Annotated in this window: 17 protein-coding genes; 2 read left to right on the top strand and 15 right to left on the bottom strand. The window is 60.7% G+C overall.

The window, feature by feature from the left end:
- Positions 1–55: 55 nt before the first annotated feature.
- From LVD11_RS10225 to LVD11_RS10215, 3 genes are all read right to left on the bottom strand, one after another.
- Positions 56–1,060 (bottom strand): mechanosensitive ion channel family protein, encoded by a 1,005-nt coding sequence (locus LVD11_RS10225; RefSeq protein WP_237058675.1) that lies wholly within the window; start codon positions 1,058–1,060, stop codon positions 56–58.
- 267 nt (positions 1,061–1,327) lie between these two features.
- Positions 1,328–2,062, bottom strand: coding sequence for an esterase/lipase family protein (locus LVD11_RS10220; RefSeq protein WP_237058673.1), 735 nt, complete (start codon positions 2,060–2,062; stop codon positions 1,328–1,330).
- A 142-nt stretch (positions 2,063–2,204) separates the two neighbouring features.
- Positions 2,205–3,512, bottom strand: a complete 1,308-nt coding sequence (locus tag LVD11_RS10215; RefSeq protein ID WP_237058671.1) for a hypothetical protein — start codon at positions 3,510–3,512, stop codon at positions 2,205–2,207.
- Positions 3,513–3,660: 148 nt separating this feature from the next.
- On the opposite strand from LVD11_RS10215, the gene LVD11_RS10210 reads away from it, so the two are divergent.
- Positions 3,661–4,140: a BLUF domain-containing protein gene (locus LVD11_RS10210; protein ID WP_237058669.1), complete on the top strand. Its 480-nt coding sequence runs from the start codon at positions 3,661–3,663 to the stop codon at positions 4,138–4,140.
- 50 nt (positions 4,141–4,190) lie between these two features.
- On the opposite strand, the gene LVD11_RS10205 is transcribed toward LVD11_RS10210, so the two are convergent.
- From LVD11_RS10205 to LVD11_RS10180, 6 genes are all read right to left on the bottom strand, one after another.
- A complete protein-coding gene (locus tag LVD11_RS10205; protein ID WP_237058667.1) occupies positions 4,191–5,516 on the bottom strand; it encodes a tetratricopeptide repeat protein in 1,326 nt (441 codons plus the stop codon).
- A gap of 48 nt (positions 5,517–5,564) precedes the next feature.
- Positions 5,565–5,786 (bottom strand): hypothetical protein, encoded by a 222-nt coding sequence (locus tag LVD11_RS10200; protein WP_237058665.1) that lies wholly within the window; start codon positions 5,784–5,786, stop codon positions 5,565–5,567.
- 3 nt (positions 5,787–5,789) lie between these two features.
- Complete coding sequence (locus LVD11_RS10195) at positions 5,790–6,578, bottom strand: hypothetical protein (RefSeq protein WP_237058663.1); 789 nt, start codon at positions 6,576–6,578, stop codon at positions 5,790–5,792.
- 33 nt (positions 6,579–6,611) lie between these two features.
- Positions 6,612–7,046: a hypothetical protein gene (locus LVD11_RS10190; RefSeq protein WP_237058661.1), complete on the bottom strand. Its 435-nt coding sequence runs from the start codon at positions 7,044–7,046 to the stop codon at positions 6,612–6,614.
- Positions 7,047–7,333: 287 nt separating this feature from the next.
- Positions 7,334–8,260, bottom strand: coding sequence for an alpha/beta fold hydrolase (locus LVD11_RS10185; protein WP_237058659.1), 927 nt, complete (start codon positions 8,258–8,260; stop codon positions 7,334–7,336).
- Positions 8,261–8,415: 155 nt separating this feature from the next.
- On the bottom strand, positions 8,416–8,922 hold the full coding sequence (locus LVD11_RS10180) for a PH domain-containing protein (RefSeq protein ID WP_237058656.1): 507 nt from the start codon (positions 8,920–8,922) through the stop codon (positions 8,416–8,418).
- Positions 8,923–9,115: 193 nt separating this feature from the next.
- On the opposite strand from LVD11_RS10180, the gene LVD11_RS10175 reads away from it, so the two are divergent.
- Positions 9,116–10,042: a patatin-like phospholipase family protein gene (locus tag LVD11_RS10175; RefSeq protein WP_237058654.1), complete on the top strand. Its 927-nt coding sequence runs from the start codon at positions 9,116–9,118 to the stop codon at positions 10,040–10,042.
- Here the strand turns inward: LVD11_RS10175 and LVD11_RS10170 are convergent.
- From LVD11_RS10170 to LVD11_RS10145, 6 genes are all read right to left on the bottom strand, one after another.
- Positions 10,006–10,578, bottom strand: a complete 573-nt coding sequence (locus tag LVD11_RS10170) for a DUF1415 domain-containing protein (protein WP_237058653.1) — start codon at positions 10,576–10,578, stop codon at positions 10,006–10,008. The two genes, LVD11_RS10175 and LVD11_RS10170, sit on opposite strands and share 37 nt — an antisense overlap.
- A 6-nt stretch (positions 10,579–10,584) precedes the next feature.
- On the bottom strand, positions 10,585–11,121 hold the full coding sequence (locus LVD11_RS10165; protein ID WP_237058651.1) for a DUF2058 domain-containing protein: 537 nt from the start codon (positions 11,119–11,121) through the stop codon (positions 10,585–10,587).
- Positions 11,122–11,232: 111 nt separating this feature from the next.
- Entirely contained in the window at positions 11,233–12,834 is a 1,602-nt protein-coding gene (locus LVD11_RS10160; protein WP_237058649.1) for an AbgT family transporter, read from the bottom strand.
- Positions 12,835–13,242: 408 nt separating this feature from the next.
- Entirely contained in the window at positions 13,243–14,967 is a 1,725-nt protein-coding gene (locus LVD11_RS10155; RefSeq protein WP_237058647.1) for a carbohydrate-binding module family 20 domain-containing protein, read from the bottom strand.
- 415 nt (positions 14,968–15,382) lie between these two features.
- Positions 15,383–16,486, bottom strand: a complete 1,104-nt coding sequence (locus LVD11_RS10150) for a PaaI family thioesterase (RefSeq protein ID WP_237058645.1) — start codon at positions 16,484–16,486, stop codon at positions 15,383–15,385.
- 109 nt (positions 16,487–16,595) lie between these two features.
- Positions 16,596–16,820, bottom strand: a complete 225-nt coding sequence (locus LVD11_RS10145) for a TFIIB-type zinc ribbon-containing protein (protein WP_255775540.1) — start codon at positions 16,818–16,820, stop codon at positions 16,596–16,598.
- Positions 16,821–16,858 lie beyond the last annotated feature (38 nt).

Below are 16,858 nucleotides of genomic sequence, written 5' to 3'. Positions count from 1 at the left end.
GTTTTCGGCGCCAGGATTGAATCGACGTGCGCCTGGCTTTGTGCCGGGTGACCAGTCAATCCTCAGCCCGGGCCCGCCAGCGCGGCCGGGGTGCCCCGCCCTCGGGTATTGGCCAGCCCTCGCGCTGGCGATCACGGTCGCCGTCGTTCTCCTCGGTCTGGTCGTGGAACAGCTGCACGCGGGTCTCGAACGGCATATCGATCCGAGCCTCGTCCAGAGCCAGCTTGATGGCGCGGACCACGGCAGAGCCGATGTGGTTGGCATCAGTCTGGCGACTGAGGGTCCACCAGCGCATGCGGATAGTGACCCAGCTTGCAGCCAGCTCCCATGGCAAGGCTTCCACCGGCACTTTGCCTTCTACCCCCTCGACCCTGCTTACCGCCTCGACCAGTACCTCACAGGCGCGGTCGATGCCGTCGCCATAGCCAATACCCACATCGTATTCGCTGCGACGCAAAGGGTGTGCGGTTTTTACCACTACCGCGTTGGTATAGATATCGCTGTTGGGAATCACCACGCGCTGGCCATCATAGGTGCGGATAAACGTCGCGCGGTTTTCGATTTTCTTCACGGTGCCCTCAAATTCCCCCACGCGAATCTGATCGTTTACGTGAAACGGCTCCTTGAGCAGAATCAGCAGGCCGGCCAGCCAGTTTTGCAGGATATCCTTGAAGGCAAAGCCAAAGGCTACCGAGCCCACGCCCAGGCCTGCCACCAGGTCGCCCGGCCTGAGGGTGGGCATTACGATGGTCGCTGCCAGCAGGCAGCCGATGCCGAAGAGTACCCATTTCACCAGTCCGCCCAGCACTTCCCCCAGATTTTCCCGCTGGCGGCGCGCCAGGTGCTTGCGGGTGAGGAATCCGCTCAGCATTCCCAGCAGGTAGAGGAGCAGTACGACGACCAGTGCCGCGGCGAAGTTGGGAATGTGCTGGATGCCATCGGCGATCCATCCGTCAACCTTGTCCAGTGCGATTGCAAATCCACGATCCACCTGCTCCGGCAGCTCCCGGATAGCTTCCGAGCTCTCCTCCTGGGCGGACGCCAGGCGTTGTGCCGTCATGGTTTTCATCCCTGAAACCCGTTGCGGGTTGAAATTTCACTGGTGTCCTGCGCAGTTTAGTTGCCCCCGGGCGCGAGAGGCAGGCTTGGCGGGCAGCGGGACGCGCCGGGAATGCCGTGGGCAAAAGTAAGGCGCACACTGTGTCCCGGTCACTGTGGGAACCGTAAGCGCGGATAAGGGGGATCCCGGCCGGGGAGGCGCGGCTGCGGCAGTGAGCCTGTACCTGGCGAAGCTGTGTCTGCCGCCCTGGCAGGGTGTCGGCCTGAATTACTGCTCCCTGCCGGAAGCCGCGGTTGCCGACCGCTCGAACCTGCCGTGGCGCAGGTAGTGGATCACCTGGGCGATAACCTGCTCATTTTTCATCATGAACACGTGGGTCGTGGGCAGGGTGATATGGTCGTTCATACCCTCCAGCTTGGTCCGCTCCACGGCTACCTTGCCGTCGTCGGCATCGGGGATCAGCTGTGACAGGATGGGGTTGATACTCCGGCTACCGGCGATAATACCCAGGTCGAATTTGGCTGCGCCGAGTTGGTTGGGGACGCTCATTTCACCGGTGCCGAGCTGTAGCCCGGCATCGCCAAACATGAAGTGGAAGCCGGGGAACTCCCCCAGCCGGTCCACGACCTCGCTGCCCTGGTTGGGCGGGCCCAGCATAACGACCCGGTTCAGGTTAGCAACTGAGACCTTGCTGAAATACTGGCGTACCAGGATCCCGCCCATGGAGTGGGTGACGAAATTGATTTCGTCACTTTCCGAGCACTGGTCCAGTGCCGGCGCAATGGCAGGGCCGGCCAGCTGGTCGATGGGGCGTTCGGTGGAGGGGTAATCCACATTGACGGTGCGGTACCCGGCATCCCCGATGGCGCGCTCCAGCTTCGCCATGGAGCTGTCAGATTTTGCCAGGCCGTGCAGGAGAATCACACAGGCATCCCCGGCCTTGGATACCGGGGAAAAGGGCAGGGTGAGCATTACCAGCAGCAGTGTGCGTACCCGGGTCAAGCGGCCTCTGTGCATGGTTCCTCGCAGGTGAGTGATGCAGGTGGAGAAAAGAGTAATCTAACGCGCGCTGGCGAAATTGCCAACCGGCTCCCGGTTTGCTGCGCCCGGGTCCACAAGACCTGTCCATGGGAGGTGACCGGAATCAAAAAGCCACATCGAATCCCATCAGGATGTAGGATTCCTTGTCGAGGTGCCCCGTAAAATAGAGTCCTTCCTGGTCATTGCTACCGAGAAAATCGGCATTTACCTCGATAATGCCCTTGGCATTGCGCATGAAGTAGTAGCTGGCCGTCAGTGTGAGAGTATCTATCTCGATGCCCTCATAAATCGTGTCTGTGTGGGCGAGGTCGCTGGAATCGGCACTGTTATACAGGAGGGAGAAGGCCCAGCGATCGCTGGCGATATAGTCCACGCCCAGGAAGCCCCCGTGCCAGTCATATTGGCGTCCGGGCCAGAGGACCGTATCGCCGATTTCCGGTTGCAGGAAATCATCCCAGCTGGTCCAGAGGTATTGCGCGAACCAGTGTGCCTTGTCACCGATACTGCCGGAAAAATCGATCCCGACCATCCCGACATCGGAGTCGCGCTCGCCATTCAACAAACCGGCCGGGCCGGTTGCACTGTCACGCTTTCCCGACAGGGCAAAAATGCCTGCAGCGACGGGAGGGATATCAACACCAATGCGACCGAATGCACTTTTGGAGTTGTTGTCATCGAACAGGTTGTCCGGGCGACGATAGCCCGGGCTGTTGACGTTGAAATTGTCAGTGATGCCGTTGCCGTTGACGAGGCCCAGGGCCAGGTCGGCCGGGCCCCACGCCCGGTCCAGGATCATGCCTCGCTCATAGGTAATGCCCGCCATGCGATAGACCATGAAGTCCTGGAATGTCAGGCGGAGCTCGCGGGGAAACATGAGGTCCGATACCTGGAACTGGCCCAGCTGCAGCCCGACACCCGTACATGCGAGGTCACTGTGCCGGATCCAGGCATCTTCAATGATCACTTCGCCATTTTCGCCTTTCTCGGCGAATATACCGTAGAAGTAATAGGTGAGATGCTCGCTGAGTGGTGCACTGGAAAGCAGCTTGACCAGGTATGGGGCCTGGAAGTCCGAGTCCGCCTCTACACGGTCGCCATTGATAGGATCAATTGATTCTCCTTCACGCCCCTGTATATAAGCCTGCGCACGGACGGCGAAAGGGACTTCATCCGGTAATGCGAGCAGCTTATCTCCGGTATCAACGGTCTTCTCGCGCCAGGTGGGCAGGCGGTAATTATTGCTGGCGAACTCCTTGCCAAAGGTGTTGAGGCGGGGGAAGGCGGAGTGGCAGGCCGCGCAACTCATTTCGTACTGGCGCGCAAACACCGGAATCGCGCAGGTATCCAGGCTCACCAGAAAACAGGCGAGCGCGACAGCAGGGGCCACGAACCGCGAAGGCAGTGAAAACACTTTCTGTCTCCGTGTAAGGTTTTCCGTCTGCAATTTAGTGCACCAGTGCAGCCTGTAAAGAGTGAGGAAAGAGGTTTACGCCAATTTGGGTGATCCAGTGGTCGGGTGTGGTCGTAAAACGTTTCTTTGGGCAAGCAGGGGGCGTCAAATGTCTGAACTGATCCGGCTGATCTATGCCAGCCGCGCTGAATTCGAGCCGGCCGATCCTATCCAGGGGGTAGAGCCGAATGTAGGCCGAATCCTGATGCAGAGCCGCCGCAACAATAAGCGTGGCGGAATTGGGGGTGTGTTGTATTTCGGCGACCGGCACTTCTTTCAGGTGCTCGAGGGGGAGCGCGACGCGGTCAATGAGACCTACCGGCGGATCAGCGGCGACCCCCGGCATCGGCAACTGACCATTCTCTCGGTGAAAAAGGCGGGGCAGCGCCTGTTTGAGGACTGGTCAATGAAATATGTCCCCGCGGAACAGTCCGTGCGCGAATTCCTCGCCGCGCGGGATTACCTGCGTTTTGTCCCGCTGCAATTCAGCGAGTCGGAAGCAGAGGACCTGGCGCGTCTCTTCCATCGACAGCAAACCGGCCAGGGCAACGACAGGGGGTTCAGCTGGAGGAGGTTGCTGAAATTCTGATATCGGGTGTTGCCATAATAATCTTCGGCATTCGCTCGCTCCATGCCGCACTAGGGACGGTTCAGTGCACCGGCCCTCGCGACAAACGCCTGGTTTAGCCGGCTGTCGGGCTTGAGGGCCTGCCGCTCGTTGGCAAAGGCTTCGGCAATTTCCCGCTGGCCGCTGCGAATGGCGGCCTCGGTGAGGGTCCAGTCGATGATATCCCGCTGTGCATGGCTGCCGCCAAAGCTGTTGGCGATATAGCGTGCGCTGTGCAGGTGTTCTGTGGCCCGTTGGTAGTCACCACGCCAGAAGGCGGTGAAGCCCTCTACCAGCGGCAGGCCGGTTTGCCAGCCCCAATGGGACACCTCCGCTTCATTGTCCCGCCCTGCGCGGAGGCTGTTGGCGATATCCTCGGCCTTGCTGTCCTCACCGGCGCCGAGATAGGCCATGACCGCGTGCCAGTCGTTGAAGGGGTATAGCCTGCCGTCTGCGTGCTGCCCCCAGGCGGATGCCAGCTCCTGCCAGCGGTTTCCCACGTCACAGCCGCTGATTGACAGTCGCCATAGCAGGGCTGATGCGTCCACCATATCCAGGGCCATACTGCTTTTCCCGGCGCGCACGGGGCCGTCATAGAGGGCCAGGGCCTCGTCCTGTTCGTCCAGGTCCAGGTGATACAGGGCCCGGTGCCACCAGTTGTGTACCTTGAAGAAGTTTTCCTCCGCCGCCCAGAAAGGTTCGCGGCTTTTCATCCACTCGATCCCCACTTCCGGGCGGCCGGTCATTTCCAGCACATGGGCAACCGCATGGTGTGCCCAGCAGTCGAAGGGTTCCAGTTCGATAGCACTGTGGCCGTATTCCTCTGCCTGCAGGTAGTCCCCGCATTCCTCCAGGCCAAAAGCGTACATTCCCAGCAGGAAAGAGTATCCCGGGATCTCAGCGGACCACAGGGGCAGGGCGCGGGCGATTCGGTCGCGCAGGTCGCGGCTGTTTGCCCGGTAGAAATCCACCAGGTGCCCGCACTGCAGCGCCACCAGGTCGTGGGGAAAACGGGCGCAGTGGAAATCCAGGGCCTCCGCCGCTGTGGTCCAGTAGCCCATGACCAGCTTTTCCAGGGCGTTGAAGAGTGAAACCTCCCGTTCGTTCATGGGCAGGTCGCGGGCAGCCAGCAGTGATTTCTGTGCGGCGATATTGGCCTCGGGTTCGGTGGCTACCGCATACAGTCCTGCCTGGAGCAGGTGGGCCAGGACAAACTCCGGCGCTGAACCGAGTGCTCTCTGCAGCGGCGCGAAGGGGTCGCCGTGATAGAGGTTGAATGCACGCAGGCCTTCCCGGTAGGCCATCATGGCTTCTTCGGTGGCACCGGAAACCGGGTACCCCTGTTCGTCGCTGAGCATGTTCCGCTCCGGTTGTTCCATGGAATTCAGTGTCTGGGGGATAACGCCTCAATGATTGTCGTCGCCGTTGTTGTCGCGGCCATTACTGTGGCTGTCCTTTGTCCTGCGTATCCGGCTACCCAGCAGGCCACCGATAAAACCGGCCACCGGGTACATGATATAAGGCAGCGCGCCCCCTCCTGCGCCCAGCAGGTCAATCAACAGGGCAACCAATATACCGCCAGCGGCACCGCCCAGTGCGAGCCGCAGGGGCCTGGGAGCAGGTCTCATATTCTAGTCTCCCTGCAATATGGAATCGGGGACGAGGTAATATTCACGGTCGCCAATATCAACCCGCCAGCTGTCGCCCTGGCGTTTCCACTGCACTCTGGCGGCGTCGTCCGATGAAAACCGATCCGTTCGAAAATATAGGATGCGCAGTGTCGCCGGATCGGCCGGCGAAATGGTCCAGATGGTAGCTTCCGGATGATGGCGCTTGACCCGAAACGGGCAGGCGAGACGGAACGTGGTGCCGTCGACGGCACAGGCCAGTTTGCCGGAGGCGTCATAGTCAATCGGCCATTCCGCCCCGCCGGCAACTGGTGACGCCGGTGTTGCGCCGGTCACCGACACATCCAGGCTGAAATTGGCTGTCTCGTCACGACGTGCCGCACTGCGCATCAGGTAAATCTGGATGGTATAGACGCCTGAGCCGGGCAACACCGCGGAGAAACGATTGCCCTTGGTCGAACCGATAAACAGGGCGGCCTCCCCGGGACCCTTGCCCGGGGGGAAGATGTTGAAATAACTGGCGGCGTTATCGGTTTGCATTTCCACCGTCATGCGCTGCCCGGCGTTGGCCTGGACTTTATACAGGTTGTAATCGCGACCCGTGATGGTGCCCTCCACCGTTGCCCCGCTGTGGCCCGGCTCGAACTGGATTACTTTATCCGCGGCGTCTTCTCCCTGCACACAGGGCATCAATGCACAGGCAAGTAACCCCAGCACGGCAGAGGCAAACAGGCGACGGTGTGGCCTGCTTTCGCCCAACAGGCGCCCTGGCCAACAGGATTCATGGAGCATTCCGTTGTTTCCGAATGACGCTATTCTCTCAGTCTAATTCATGTGCAGGGGCTGGTGATCGCCCAGCAGAAAGCGGATTACGTCTGCTGCATCTGTCAACAGGCAGGTACCCGCCACTACCAGGTAGATAAAGGCATAAACCCTGAAAGGCCCTGTGTATGCATCGCGCAGGAACTTGCCCAGGAGCCAGAAGTACACAGGAGTCCAGAATACCAGGTGCGTGACTCCCAGGAGCCTGACGTAACCGACCCAGTCATACAGCCAGTTCATGGTTACCGCAGACGCCACGAAGGCCACCAGGATGGCCAGTGCCTCGGGTCTGGCGGTCAGCCCACCGGAGAGCCTCTTCCTGAGAATAAAGAACACTGCTGCCAGGTTGGTGAGGATCATTATCCGGAACCACCAGCGCAACCACGTGGCCTCCGTGGCAGCTGCCGTGATCAGGTCCGGTGGCATGGCTTCATTCATGGCCCGTTACTCTGATGGTTTACAGCAGTTAAGCACATCCACTACTGCCAGTCCGGCCGGCCGGTAAATGCTGGCACTGGATCTTTCTGGCGCGTTGTGAGTGATTGCCAGGTAGAGAGGGCGGTTGCCCTGACGTTACCTCCCTGCGGAGATATTCCAGCCCCGGGGGCCGCTACGGTCCGGGACTATCGCAAAAAGGATGACAGGCAGCAGACTGGCAATCTGGCGCCAACACCACAAAACGATGACGGTGTTCTGCGGCGGCGGGACCAGCGACAGCCGGTCCCTTATAGCGGGGACTTCTCCGTCGTCCCGCTGAAAATCACGCGGAGGATGGCGGCGGCGAGGTTGACTGGTACCTCTTCCTGCAGGAAATGTCCGGCGTCGGTTTTTGTTACGCGGGCATCGGGGAACAGCTCCAGGTTGCCGTGCAGGGCACGGCCGAGAATCGGGTCCCGGCAGCCCCACACCAGCTCCACTGGACCGCCGAACTGCCTTGCCCAGCGATCAATCTTCACCAACTGCCCGATACTCGGGTGTTCGAGCCTGGTGGGCACCATGCGCGCGAGGGCCAGGGGCGCGGTGCGATCGCGAAAGCGGCGCAGTGGGTAGCGATATGCGCGCATTTCAGCGGGTCCCAGGCTTGACGGGTCTCCCTGGACCTTTGGGAGCATGGGCATGGGAAAATTGAACAGGCGGAAAGCCAGGTCGGAAATCACCGGGCGATTGGCAAACCGGTGGAAGGGGGTCACCCGCGGTTGCTTTCTCGGTAGTCGCAGGGAGGTGTTGGCAAACACTGCGCCGGCGACACGTTCCGGGTTCAGGGCTGCGGCGAGTCCACTGACCGGGCCGCCCCAGTCCTGACCAACGATGGTGATCTCCTGCAGGTCCAGGGCGCGGATCAATTCGGAGAGTTGGCGCCCATGATATGCCAGGGTGTGGACGCCTGGATCGCGGGGCTTGTCGCTCAGGCCCATGCCGACCAGGTCCGGAGCAATCACTCGCACCTGTTGTTGCAATAGTTCCCTGATTACCTTGCGCCACAGGAAACACCACATGGGGTTGCCGTGTTGCATCAGGACCGCTGGACCAGAGCCTTCATCGATAAAATGCATGCGATACCCGCCGCTGGTAAACATGCGGCGGCGGTAGGGAAGTTGCTCCGCCAGCCAGTCTGGCAGCGGAGGTGCCTCGGAAAAGGGTGGTTCTTCCATCGCCGGGCTCCTTTGCGGAATTCGCAGTTATTATTTTATTGGTTGTTGTACTGCGCCAATGGTAGTCAGGCCAAGTTAGCACGGTCCTGTCACCGGTGGATTGACCGAACCGCTTGAGGGGCTAGACAAACCCGAAGGTCCCCTGAAGCCGCCAGTCACTGACTGCGGATATGCTCTTCCAGTAGTGCGACCAGTTTTTCAGGCCTGCCAGGCGTTACCACCAGGTTGCGTTCAGGGAATCGTAACACCACCGCTCTCTGCTGGTCCGTGGCAAACGCCCGGTAGCGGCCGATAGTCTTGTTCTGGAAGAGTCCGATATAACCGAACAGTCCGCCGTTACCGAATATGCGAATGGAACCATGCATGGCTTCCGGATCTGCGAACACTTCCTGCAGGCCGTCCAGCGACAGGCGGGTTTTCCAGAGTGGGCGGATTATGTAGAGGGTATTGCCATTGAGTGTATAGCCACGGATCACAAACAGGGTTGAGAGTGCCAGTATTGCCACCGGCAGCCAGATGGAAACCTGGTAAATAGTGGGCGGGTCGGCCGGTGCGCGGGCCATCAGGATCGCCGGAATGGCCAGTAGCAGCAACGTGGCGAGCGCGGTGAGCCATTTCAGCTGTCGGCTCCATGGGGCATTGAATTTCTGTTCGTAAGGCATGTACGGGATCTGTCCGGTATTACTTCGACGGGGTTATCGCCAGTCCATGGTATCGCAACATGGGTACAAGCCACAGGGGATGTGGCGCATCGGTCAGTTCCACATCCTGCATTCGGCTGGCGCGGTTGTTGACAGGGATTATACAATCGCGACTGACCTGATTACCGCAGTTTCACTTTGCTTGGGAGAGGCTATGGCCGCAGAGAACAGGGCCGGGGACACCGGACAGTCCGGTAAGTCCGCACTGGTTGTGGAAGGCGGGGCAATGCGCGGGATTTTTGCCGCCGGCGTGCTCGATGCGTTTATCGATGCCGATTACCAGCCCTACGATTTTGCCATTGGTGTGTCGGCCGGCTCCACCAACCTGATTGGCTTCCTGGCGGGGGACCGGGGCCGCAGCCGCAGGATCCTCCTTGACCACGCGCGCCGCTCCGACTTCATCAACTGGCGCCGTTACCTGAAGGGTGGGCACTTCTGCGATGTCAGCTGGCTCTGGCACGCGTCTTTTGACGAAGTGCCGCTGAATGTCCAGCGTTACTATGACAACGCCATTCCCCTGTATGTGGTGACCACCAACGTCAACACCGGTGAGGCCTGCTACCTGGAAGTGTCGGCCGAGAACATGCACGAGGTGTTTCCAGCATCCTGTGCAATTCCCTTCGTCTATCGCGAGTTCCCGCAGGTGAATGGTGAGCCGATGACTGATGGGGGCCTGGCCGATTCCATTCCGGTGATCCGGGCCCACCAGATGGGCGCTACCGATATCACCGTGGTGCTGTCGCGCCCGCTTGGTTATCGCAAGCGGATGACTCCCACACCACGGCTGCTCAAGCAGGTCTTCCACGAGCACTCGCGACTGTTCGAATCGGTGCTTGAGCGTGCAGAGCGCTACAACCGGGCACTGGAGTTTCTTGCAAACCCGCCGGCGGGCTGCCGGATTTCAGTGATCGCTCCACCGGCTGAATTTCCGGTCAAGCGTTTCACCCGCGAGCCTGATCTGCTGGAGCAGGGTTACCAGATGGGCCGCCGGGAAGCACTGGAGCACCTGGGCCTGGCGTCCCCATCACCTACCAGTTCGCCCGGTCAGCCTGCTGGCGGGGCTCCACTGGACAACAAGTAGGGAAAGAGCCTCCGTCGTTCGCCCGCGGAGAGCCCGGTTACCTTGCGGATATTCTGCTCGGGGATGGCTTCCGGGTCCGGGTAGTTGGCCAGCACTTTCTCGATCGAGGCCTCGCGGATCAGGTGCAGGATCGGGTAGGGGGCGCAGTTGGTCAGGTTTTCCGCGTCGCCCGGTTGTGTTCCGGCAAACTGGTAGTGCGGGTGGAAGCTGGCGAGCTGGTAGGTGCCGCTGTAGCCCTGACGTTCGAGGAGCCATTCTGCCAGGTCGAGGAACTGGTTGAAGTCCCCGAACTCCGCCAGGTGCAACGGCACAACCAGCAGTGTGGTTTCAAGCTCCGATGGCGGATGGGCATCCAGCTTTTCCAGTTCAGCCTGCAATGCATCCATCAATGCCGCGTCGTCGCGGGCCTCGCTGACAGCGAAGCGGACCTGCCCCGCGCGCATGGGGCGGCGGGCAAAAGGGCAGAGATTGAGGCCCACCACCACTTCACTTAACCATTGTTCCACGGCCGCGACGACCGCCTCGGGCTTGCCCACGCGCGGTTACCACATCAGGTCGTCGGGGATCTGGAAGTCCGCGTAGGGATCGTCCTCATCCACGGCACTGCTGTCTGCCGGGGGTTGTACCACCGCGTCCGGATTGCGTTCGGCAATCTTCTCGGCGATGACCCGCGGTACCAGCTCGAACTTGTCGTCCAGGCCGACGATCATCAGGCGCCCGGCAGCCAGGTGGTCGCGCACCGCCTCGCTGACATGGATGGTCTTGATCTTGCGCTCAAAGGTGAAGTTATAGGCCACGTCCTCGCGGCCACGGGGCTGGCGGTTGCCGGCCACCATCTGGCGGATCTGGGCGGCAATGGCCTTTTCGTGGGCGGCGGCCTCGCGCTCGGCATTCAGCGCCCGGTCACGGGCCGCTTTCTCGGCCCGGGCCTGCTCCGCTGCCGCGCGTGCTTCGTTTTCCACTTGCTGGCCGGACTTCTTGGCCACTTTCTGTTGCTTGCGTTTTTCCTTGCTGACCTGTTTCGCCTTCTTGCTGTCGACGAGGCCGGCTTTCAGTAATTGGTCCTGGAGAGAGCTCATGTGAATTCCGTGCGTAGTCCTGGGATTTTCCGGCGACTTTAAACTGATTCGGGTGCGAATGGCACCCCTGGTGACGCCCCGGGGGGCCGTCCAGGGGGCCTATGAGCCGACTTAGCCTGAATAGTAGGTCGCGGCGCCGGGGCCGACCGGCAAGCCCAGTGCGAACACCCAGATAAAGAACAGCAACGACCACCCCACAAAGAAAAAGATCGAGTAGGGGATCATGGTGGAGATCAGCGTACCGATGCCCAGGTCTTTCTTGTAGCGGGTGGCAAACGACACGATCAGGCCGAAGTAGCTCATCATCGGGGTGATGATATTGGTGACCGAATCGCCGATCCGGTAGGCCGCCTGGATCACCTCCGGGGCGTAGCCCAGCAGCATCAGCATGGGCACAAAGATCGGCGCGGTGACTGCCCACTGGGCCGAGGCACTGCCCAGCATCAGGTTGACGAAGCCGCACATCATGATAAAGAACAGGAACAGCAGCGGGCCCGTCAGGCCAATACTCTGCAGGGTGTCGGCGCCCACCACGGCGAAGATGGTGCCCAGGTTGGTGACCTTGAAGAACGCCACGAACTGCGCGGCGAAGAACACCAGGACAATGTACATGCCCATGGTCCCCATGCTCCTGGACATGGCGTTGATCACGTCACGGTCGTCGCGCATGGTGCCGGTGACGCGGCCGAAGACAAACCCTGGTATTGCAAAGAACACCACGATCAGCGCCACGATGCCCTTCAGGAACGGGGAGCCGGCCACTGCCCCGGTCTCCGGATCCCGCAGCACGCCCCACTCCGGAACGATGGACAGCGCGAACAGTGCGCAGACCGCCAGTACCGCCAGGCCGGCGTACTTGAGGCCGCGTTTCTCATCGGCGGTGAGCTCGCCCATCTTGTCCTGCGACAGGTCCACAGAGGCCTCGGATACATCGTACTTGCCCAGCTTGGGCTCGACGATGGCGATGGTCACCCAGCTGCCCACCAGGGTAATCAGCACGGTGCTGACCATCATGAAGAACCAGTTCACCTCTGGGCCCACGGCGTAGGTGGGGTCGATCATATGGGCGGCGGACTCGGTGATGCCGGACAGCAGCGGGTCCACGGTGCCGATCAGCAGGTTGGCACTGTAGCCGCCGGATACCCCGGCAAAAGCCGCGGCCAGGCCCGCCAGAGGGTGGCGTCCCAGGGAATGGAAGATCATTGCCGCCAGCGGGATTAACACCACATAGCCCAGCTCCGAGGCGGTATTGGAGAGAATGCCGGCGAAGACCACGATCACGGTCACGGTGCGCGTGGATGCCTGCATCACCAGGCCCCGCACGGCGGCGCTCAGCAGTCCGGAGTGCTCCGCCACACCGACACCCAACAGGGCCACCAGCACGGTGCCCAGGGGCGCAAAGCCGGTAAAGTTGGTCACCAGGCTGGTCACGATCAGCCGCAAACCGTCCCCCGACAGGAGGTTAAACACCTCGATAATACCGTCCGGGTCCCGGCCGGCAGCGCCCACCGGGCGTGGGTCCGGTACCGCCAGGCCGAACCAGGAGGCGATACCACTGATAAAGACCACGCCTACCGCAAACAGGGCGAACAGGGTGATCGGGTGGGGCAGCAGGTTGCCCAGCCACTCGACGGTGTCCAGGAAGCGGGTGAATGCGGTTTTCCTGCCAGTCGCCTGGGTGTTCTCCGCGCTGGGGGAGCTGGTTGTAGTCATGGTTGTTCTCTATCGCCTTAATCGCCTTACTGGCGCCAGCGCCGGCTATTGGCCAAAGGTTGATCAAAAAATGGGCTAAAGCTGTCGATGATACACAAAACGGGGCTATGGCTGAACGGCCGTCTTGAAAACGGGCCTGCGGGAACTGCCCCCCGGGCAGCTCGTGGGCGGCTCCATACTGCCAGTTCCTCTGCAGCAACTGGGCTGCTGCGGTTCCCGAGCCTCCCGGGTGAGGGGGCCTCGGACCATGCCGATGGTGACACCGGGCTGCCGTTCCGGTTGCCAGGGCCGCAGAAATCCAGAGGGTGGCGGGCCTGCCATGGCGGTTGGGAAGGCCGCAGGATTGCGGCCCGGGAAGGGCAAGGGCGGGCCGTAAGGGCCCGCCCTTCTATCTCCAGCCTGTGAGGGTCAGAAGCCGGCCGACTGGCTGGAGTCGGATGTGCCGGTGTTGAAAGTATTATTGGAGCCCGACTGCCACTCTATACCGGCGCCGGAATTGTTTTCCTCACGCTTGAGGCATTTCCACTCTACGTCGGTAGTGGCGGGCAGCTCGATGGTACCCGTCCAGGTGGGGTAATTGGAGGCATCCAGGACCCGGGCCCCGGCCGGGTCCCAGTTGCCCAGTTCGTCCTGGTTACCCACCACGTAGACACTCTGGCCCCAGTAGGTGTAGCCGTTTGCACAGCTGAAGGAGACGTTCACCGGATCGCTGCCGCCGGAGCTTCCTCCACCGGATCCGCCCGGGGGATTGCCGCCGCAGCTGGGGCAGGGCACACCCACACGGGCGCCCATATGGATTGCGGAGGCGTTACGCAAATAGACGCTGAAACTGGCATTGCCGTTGCCGTCCACGGTAATGGTTGGCCCGCTGCAGGTGCCGGCGTCGTAGTCGAAGTCGCCCTGGATAATGTCGCAGTAGGTGCCGGCCGGCATACCGGTCTGGAAGTTGCGATTGAGGTCGCTGCCTTCCATGTTGATCACCACAAAGCCCAGGCCACCGCGCCCCCAGGCGAGCTGGTTGTTACCGTTATCCCAGTAGTTGGTTACCCCGAAATAATCGGCGGTGTTGTTGCGGAAGGCCACCATATTGGCGATGGCGCGGTTACGGTGCTCGCACAGCCAGCCATTGTCACAGTTGCCGGCCGCACTTCCGGGCGGGCCCTGGTCATGGTCGCTCCAGTCGTAGCTGGACATCACCTTCGGGTATCCATATGGCCAGCCCAGCAGGAACACATGGGCCATATTGTTGGCATTGTTACCATCCTTATGGGTGACGGTGTTGTCCGTGTTCTGGCGCTGGTTGTCGTGGTTGGCGACGAAGGTGATGGCGTCCTCTGTCGGCAGCCAGCCCTGCCAGCTGCCGATATTGCTGATTTCCTTCAGGGGACCACGTAGCTTGAAGTAGTGGCCCAGGGTATTGGTGAAGTTGAACTCGGTTACGTCGCCGACCCAGGTATAGTCACTGGCCTGCACCGGTTCCCCGCCAGCGCCGATCACTTCCTGGTAGATATAGGGCTCGCCGTTCAGGCGCTGGACGATCGCGTTGATATCGGCCGCTGGCATATGCTTGGCCGCGTCGATACGGAAACCGGCAACACCCAGAGAAATCAGGTCGTTTAGGTAATCGGCAATCTTGCCCTGCACATAGGCCGATTCCGTTTTCAGGTCGTTGAGCCCCACCAGGTCGCAGTTCTGGATCGACCACTTGCTGGAATAGTCGATATTGTCGGTGCAGGTATGGAAATCATTGGGTCCGTAGGGAACCTCGGGGAAGTCGCGATCCCAGGCCGCCATATGATTGATCACTGCGTCCACATAGATATCGACACCTGCCGCATTACAGCGGCTGACCATATCGGCAAATTGCTGGCGGCTGCCGGAGCGCCCCTCGATCGAATAGCTTACTGGTTGATAGCGGGTCCACCACTGGCTGCCGTTGATGGATTTTTGCGGAGGGGAGACCTGTACCGCCGAAAACCCTTTGGGGCCAAGAAAGTTTTCGCACTCCGCCGCCACCTGGTCCCACTGCCACTCGAACAGGTGAACAAAAGCGGTGCGGGGTACGGCTTGGGCAGCCGGACTTGCAGTGGCGAGCGCCAGTGACAGAAATATCATCGCACTGAAGTATCTCATCGGAGTACCTCGATTGGTTGGATTTTTATAATTGATCAATGCTTTCACTCACAGGTAGGCCGCTGGAAGAACAATAACGCCTCACAACACGGCACTCGAGCATGACGAGGTCGGAGGCATATCCCGGTTACCCAGGGAGTGATCGCAGCATCAAGGTTATGGCCGCTCTCTGAAATGGTGCATCAGCCCTATTGGGGGCGTAGGGCAGGGGGAGAGTAAGCAGGTGACACAATGTTCACTTCTGGAATGGAAACCGGTTAAAAAGATGGAAGGACTGCCCTGGAGTGCGGGTTTTCTTCGTTCACGATGACAACTTCACTTGCCCGAGGGTTATTATTTTTCTGCTGATAAAAAATATTTGAAAATTTGCCGTGTATTGCATGTCAATCTGGACCCTGAATTTCAGACTGCCCTGTCAATTCGATTGATCGCGGTTGTGGTTGGCATGCGCGATAATGTCCTCGGGGTCCCCGCCTGCCGCCAGATCCCGCGCGGCGCCCTTGATAACCAGTGCCGAGGCCGTTGCCATGGCCACGCGCTTGCCGTCGGCAGTGTCAATATTGCAGGTGGTTACCCGCAACTGCCGTCCCAGGTGTCTTACCCGGGCGATACAGCTCAGATCTCCACTATTGATTTTTGCCGGCCGGGTGAAGCGGATATGCATATCCAGGGTTACGAACAGGTCACCGGCGGGTAATGTGGAATAGGCTGCGGCGCCCATGGTGAAGTCGGCGGCCCAGGCCAGCATGCCGCCGTAGACTGACAGGCTGCCATTGGAAAACCACTCCGAGGTGGGCAGGGTGCCGCGGAAACAGCCTTCTTCTGCCTGCTGCGGATGGTAGCCGGTGAGCTGCCATATGGGCTGGGTGCGTTCGTCGGCGATGGTGGCCCGCTGCAGTTCCAACGGCTTTAGTTTGGCGAATGCCCTTAGGTCGCACAGCTCTGCGTCGGGGGGAGCGCGCCGGAATGGATCGGGTGAATCTTCAGAGTCTTCGGGCCCCAGGTCCGGTTCAGGCAGCTTGGCATCCGGATCCACATCCATGTCCGCGATGATGCAGCGGCTGCTGGCAAATGCCAGCAGCCGCCCATCCTGGTCGGTGATTTCTGCCATGGACAGGCCAACCTGCCTGCCGGAATGCACCGTCTCCGCGCGCCCGACCAGTTTCTGGGTGGAGTTGGTGATTGGCCGTACGAAACTGATGTTCAGTTCGGAGGTGGTGAGCACCTTGCCGGCGGGCAGGGTGGTCCAGATGGCCGAGGCCAGTGGTGCATCGGCCAGCAGGGCACAAATCCCACCCCAGTAGATGCCACTGCCATCTGCCAGCCAGGTGGTGACCGGCATGGAAAATGTCGCCTTGCCCAGCGTCACTTCGGTGGGGCGCATTCCGGTGAGTCGCCAGATTGGTGGGCCCGGCAGTTGCCCGCGGGTAAAACGGCGAAAGGTGTCCAGCCCCGGTTGCTGAAGGGCGCGGAGATCCCCGATGGCGCCCCGGCGGGGCTCATCGATTACGGCTTTCATCCGCTTCTCCCGTGACAACGCCCGTCATGCCTGTCGATTTTAAGGTCACAGCGCGCCGGTGCCGACCGGTGTCACCTCCGGCTTCGGTCGATGGTACCGGGGTGTGGTATCAGAAATCGAATAATTCGGTGATCAGGTTGCGCTTCCGCTTTGGCGCTTCCTGGTCGTTTTCCCCACCAGCCTCAGCGGGCTTGCCGGATTGGGACTGCTCAATAATCTTTTCCAGCTCACCGCGATCGAGCCAGATACCCCGGCAGGTGGGGCAATAATCGATCTGTACACCATTGCGATCCATGGTCATCATGCCGGAATCTTGGCAGGAAGGGCACTTCATTGGGATCCTCCATGAAGGTTGACGGCTGCGCCAGCTTG

The organism is Microbulbifer sediminum, from assembly GCF_021729035.1.
In the GTDB taxonomy this organism is placed as follows: domain Bacteria; phylum Pseudomonadota; class Gammaproteobacteria; order Pseudomonadales; family Cellvibrionaceae; genus Microbulbifer; species Microbulbifer sediminum.
Note: the sequence above shows the minus strand (reverse complement) of the source record. Positions and strands in the feature narration are given on the sequence as shown.

Bases quoted from the DNA above. Each gene is read 5' to 3' on its own strand.
- LVD11_RS10225 (WP_237058675.1), bottom strand. From the start codon at position 1,060: ATGACGGCACAACGCCTGGCGTCCGCCCAGGAGGAGAGCTCGGAAGCT.
- LVD11_RS10210 (WP_237058669.1), top strand. From the start codon at position 3,661: ATGTCTGAACTGATCCGGCTGATCTATGCCAGCCGCGCTGAATTCGAG.
- LVD11_RS10205 (WP_237058667.1), bottom strand. From the start codon at position 5,516: ATGCTCAGCGACGAACAGGGGTACCCGGTTTCCGGTGCCACCGAAGAA.
- LVD11_RS10200 (WP_237058665.1), bottom strand. From the start codon at position 5,786: ATGAGACCTGCTCCCAGGCCCCTGCGGCTCGCACTGGGCGGTGCCGCT.
- LVD11_RS10195 (WP_237058663.1), bottom strand. From the start codon at position 6,578: ATGCTCCATGAATCCTGTTGGCCAGGGCGCCTGTTGGGCGAAAGCAGG.
- LVD11_RS10190 (WP_237058661.1), bottom strand. From the start codon at position 7,046: ATGAATGAAGCCATGCCACCGGACCTGATCACGGCAGCTGCCACGGAG.
- LVD11_RS10185 (WP_237058659.1), bottom strand. From the start codon at position 8,260: ATGGAAGAACCACCCTTTTCCGAGGCACCTCCGCTGCCAGACTGGCTG.
- LVD11_RS10180 (WP_237058656.1), bottom strand. From the start codon at position 8,922: ATGCCTTACGAACAGAAATTCAATGCCCCATGGAGCCGACAGCTGAAA.
- LVD11_RS10175 (WP_237058654.1), top strand. From the start codon at position 9,116: ATGGCCGCAGAGAACAGGGCCGGGGACACCGGACAGTCCGGTAAGTCC.
- LVD11_RS10165 (WP_237058651.1), bottom strand. From the start codon at position 11,121: ATGAGCTCTCTCCAGGACCAATTACTGAAAGCCGGCCTCGTCGACAGC.
- LVD11_RS10160 (WP_237058649.1), bottom strand. From the start codon at position 12,834: ATGACTACAACCAGCTCCCCCAGCGCGGAGAACACCCAGGCGACTGGC.
- LVD11_RS10155 (WP_237058647.1), bottom strand. From the start codon at position 14,967: ATGAGATACTTCAGTGCGATGATATTTCTGTCACTGGCGCTCGCCACT.
- LVD11_RS10150 (WP_237058645.1), bottom strand. From the start codon at position 16,486: ATGAAAGCCGTAATCGATGAGCCCCGCCGGGGCGCCATCGGGGATCTC.
- LVD11_RS10145 (WP_255775540.1), bottom strand. From the start codon at position 16,820: ATGAAGTGCCCTTCCTGCCAAGATTCCGGCATGATGACCATGGATCGC.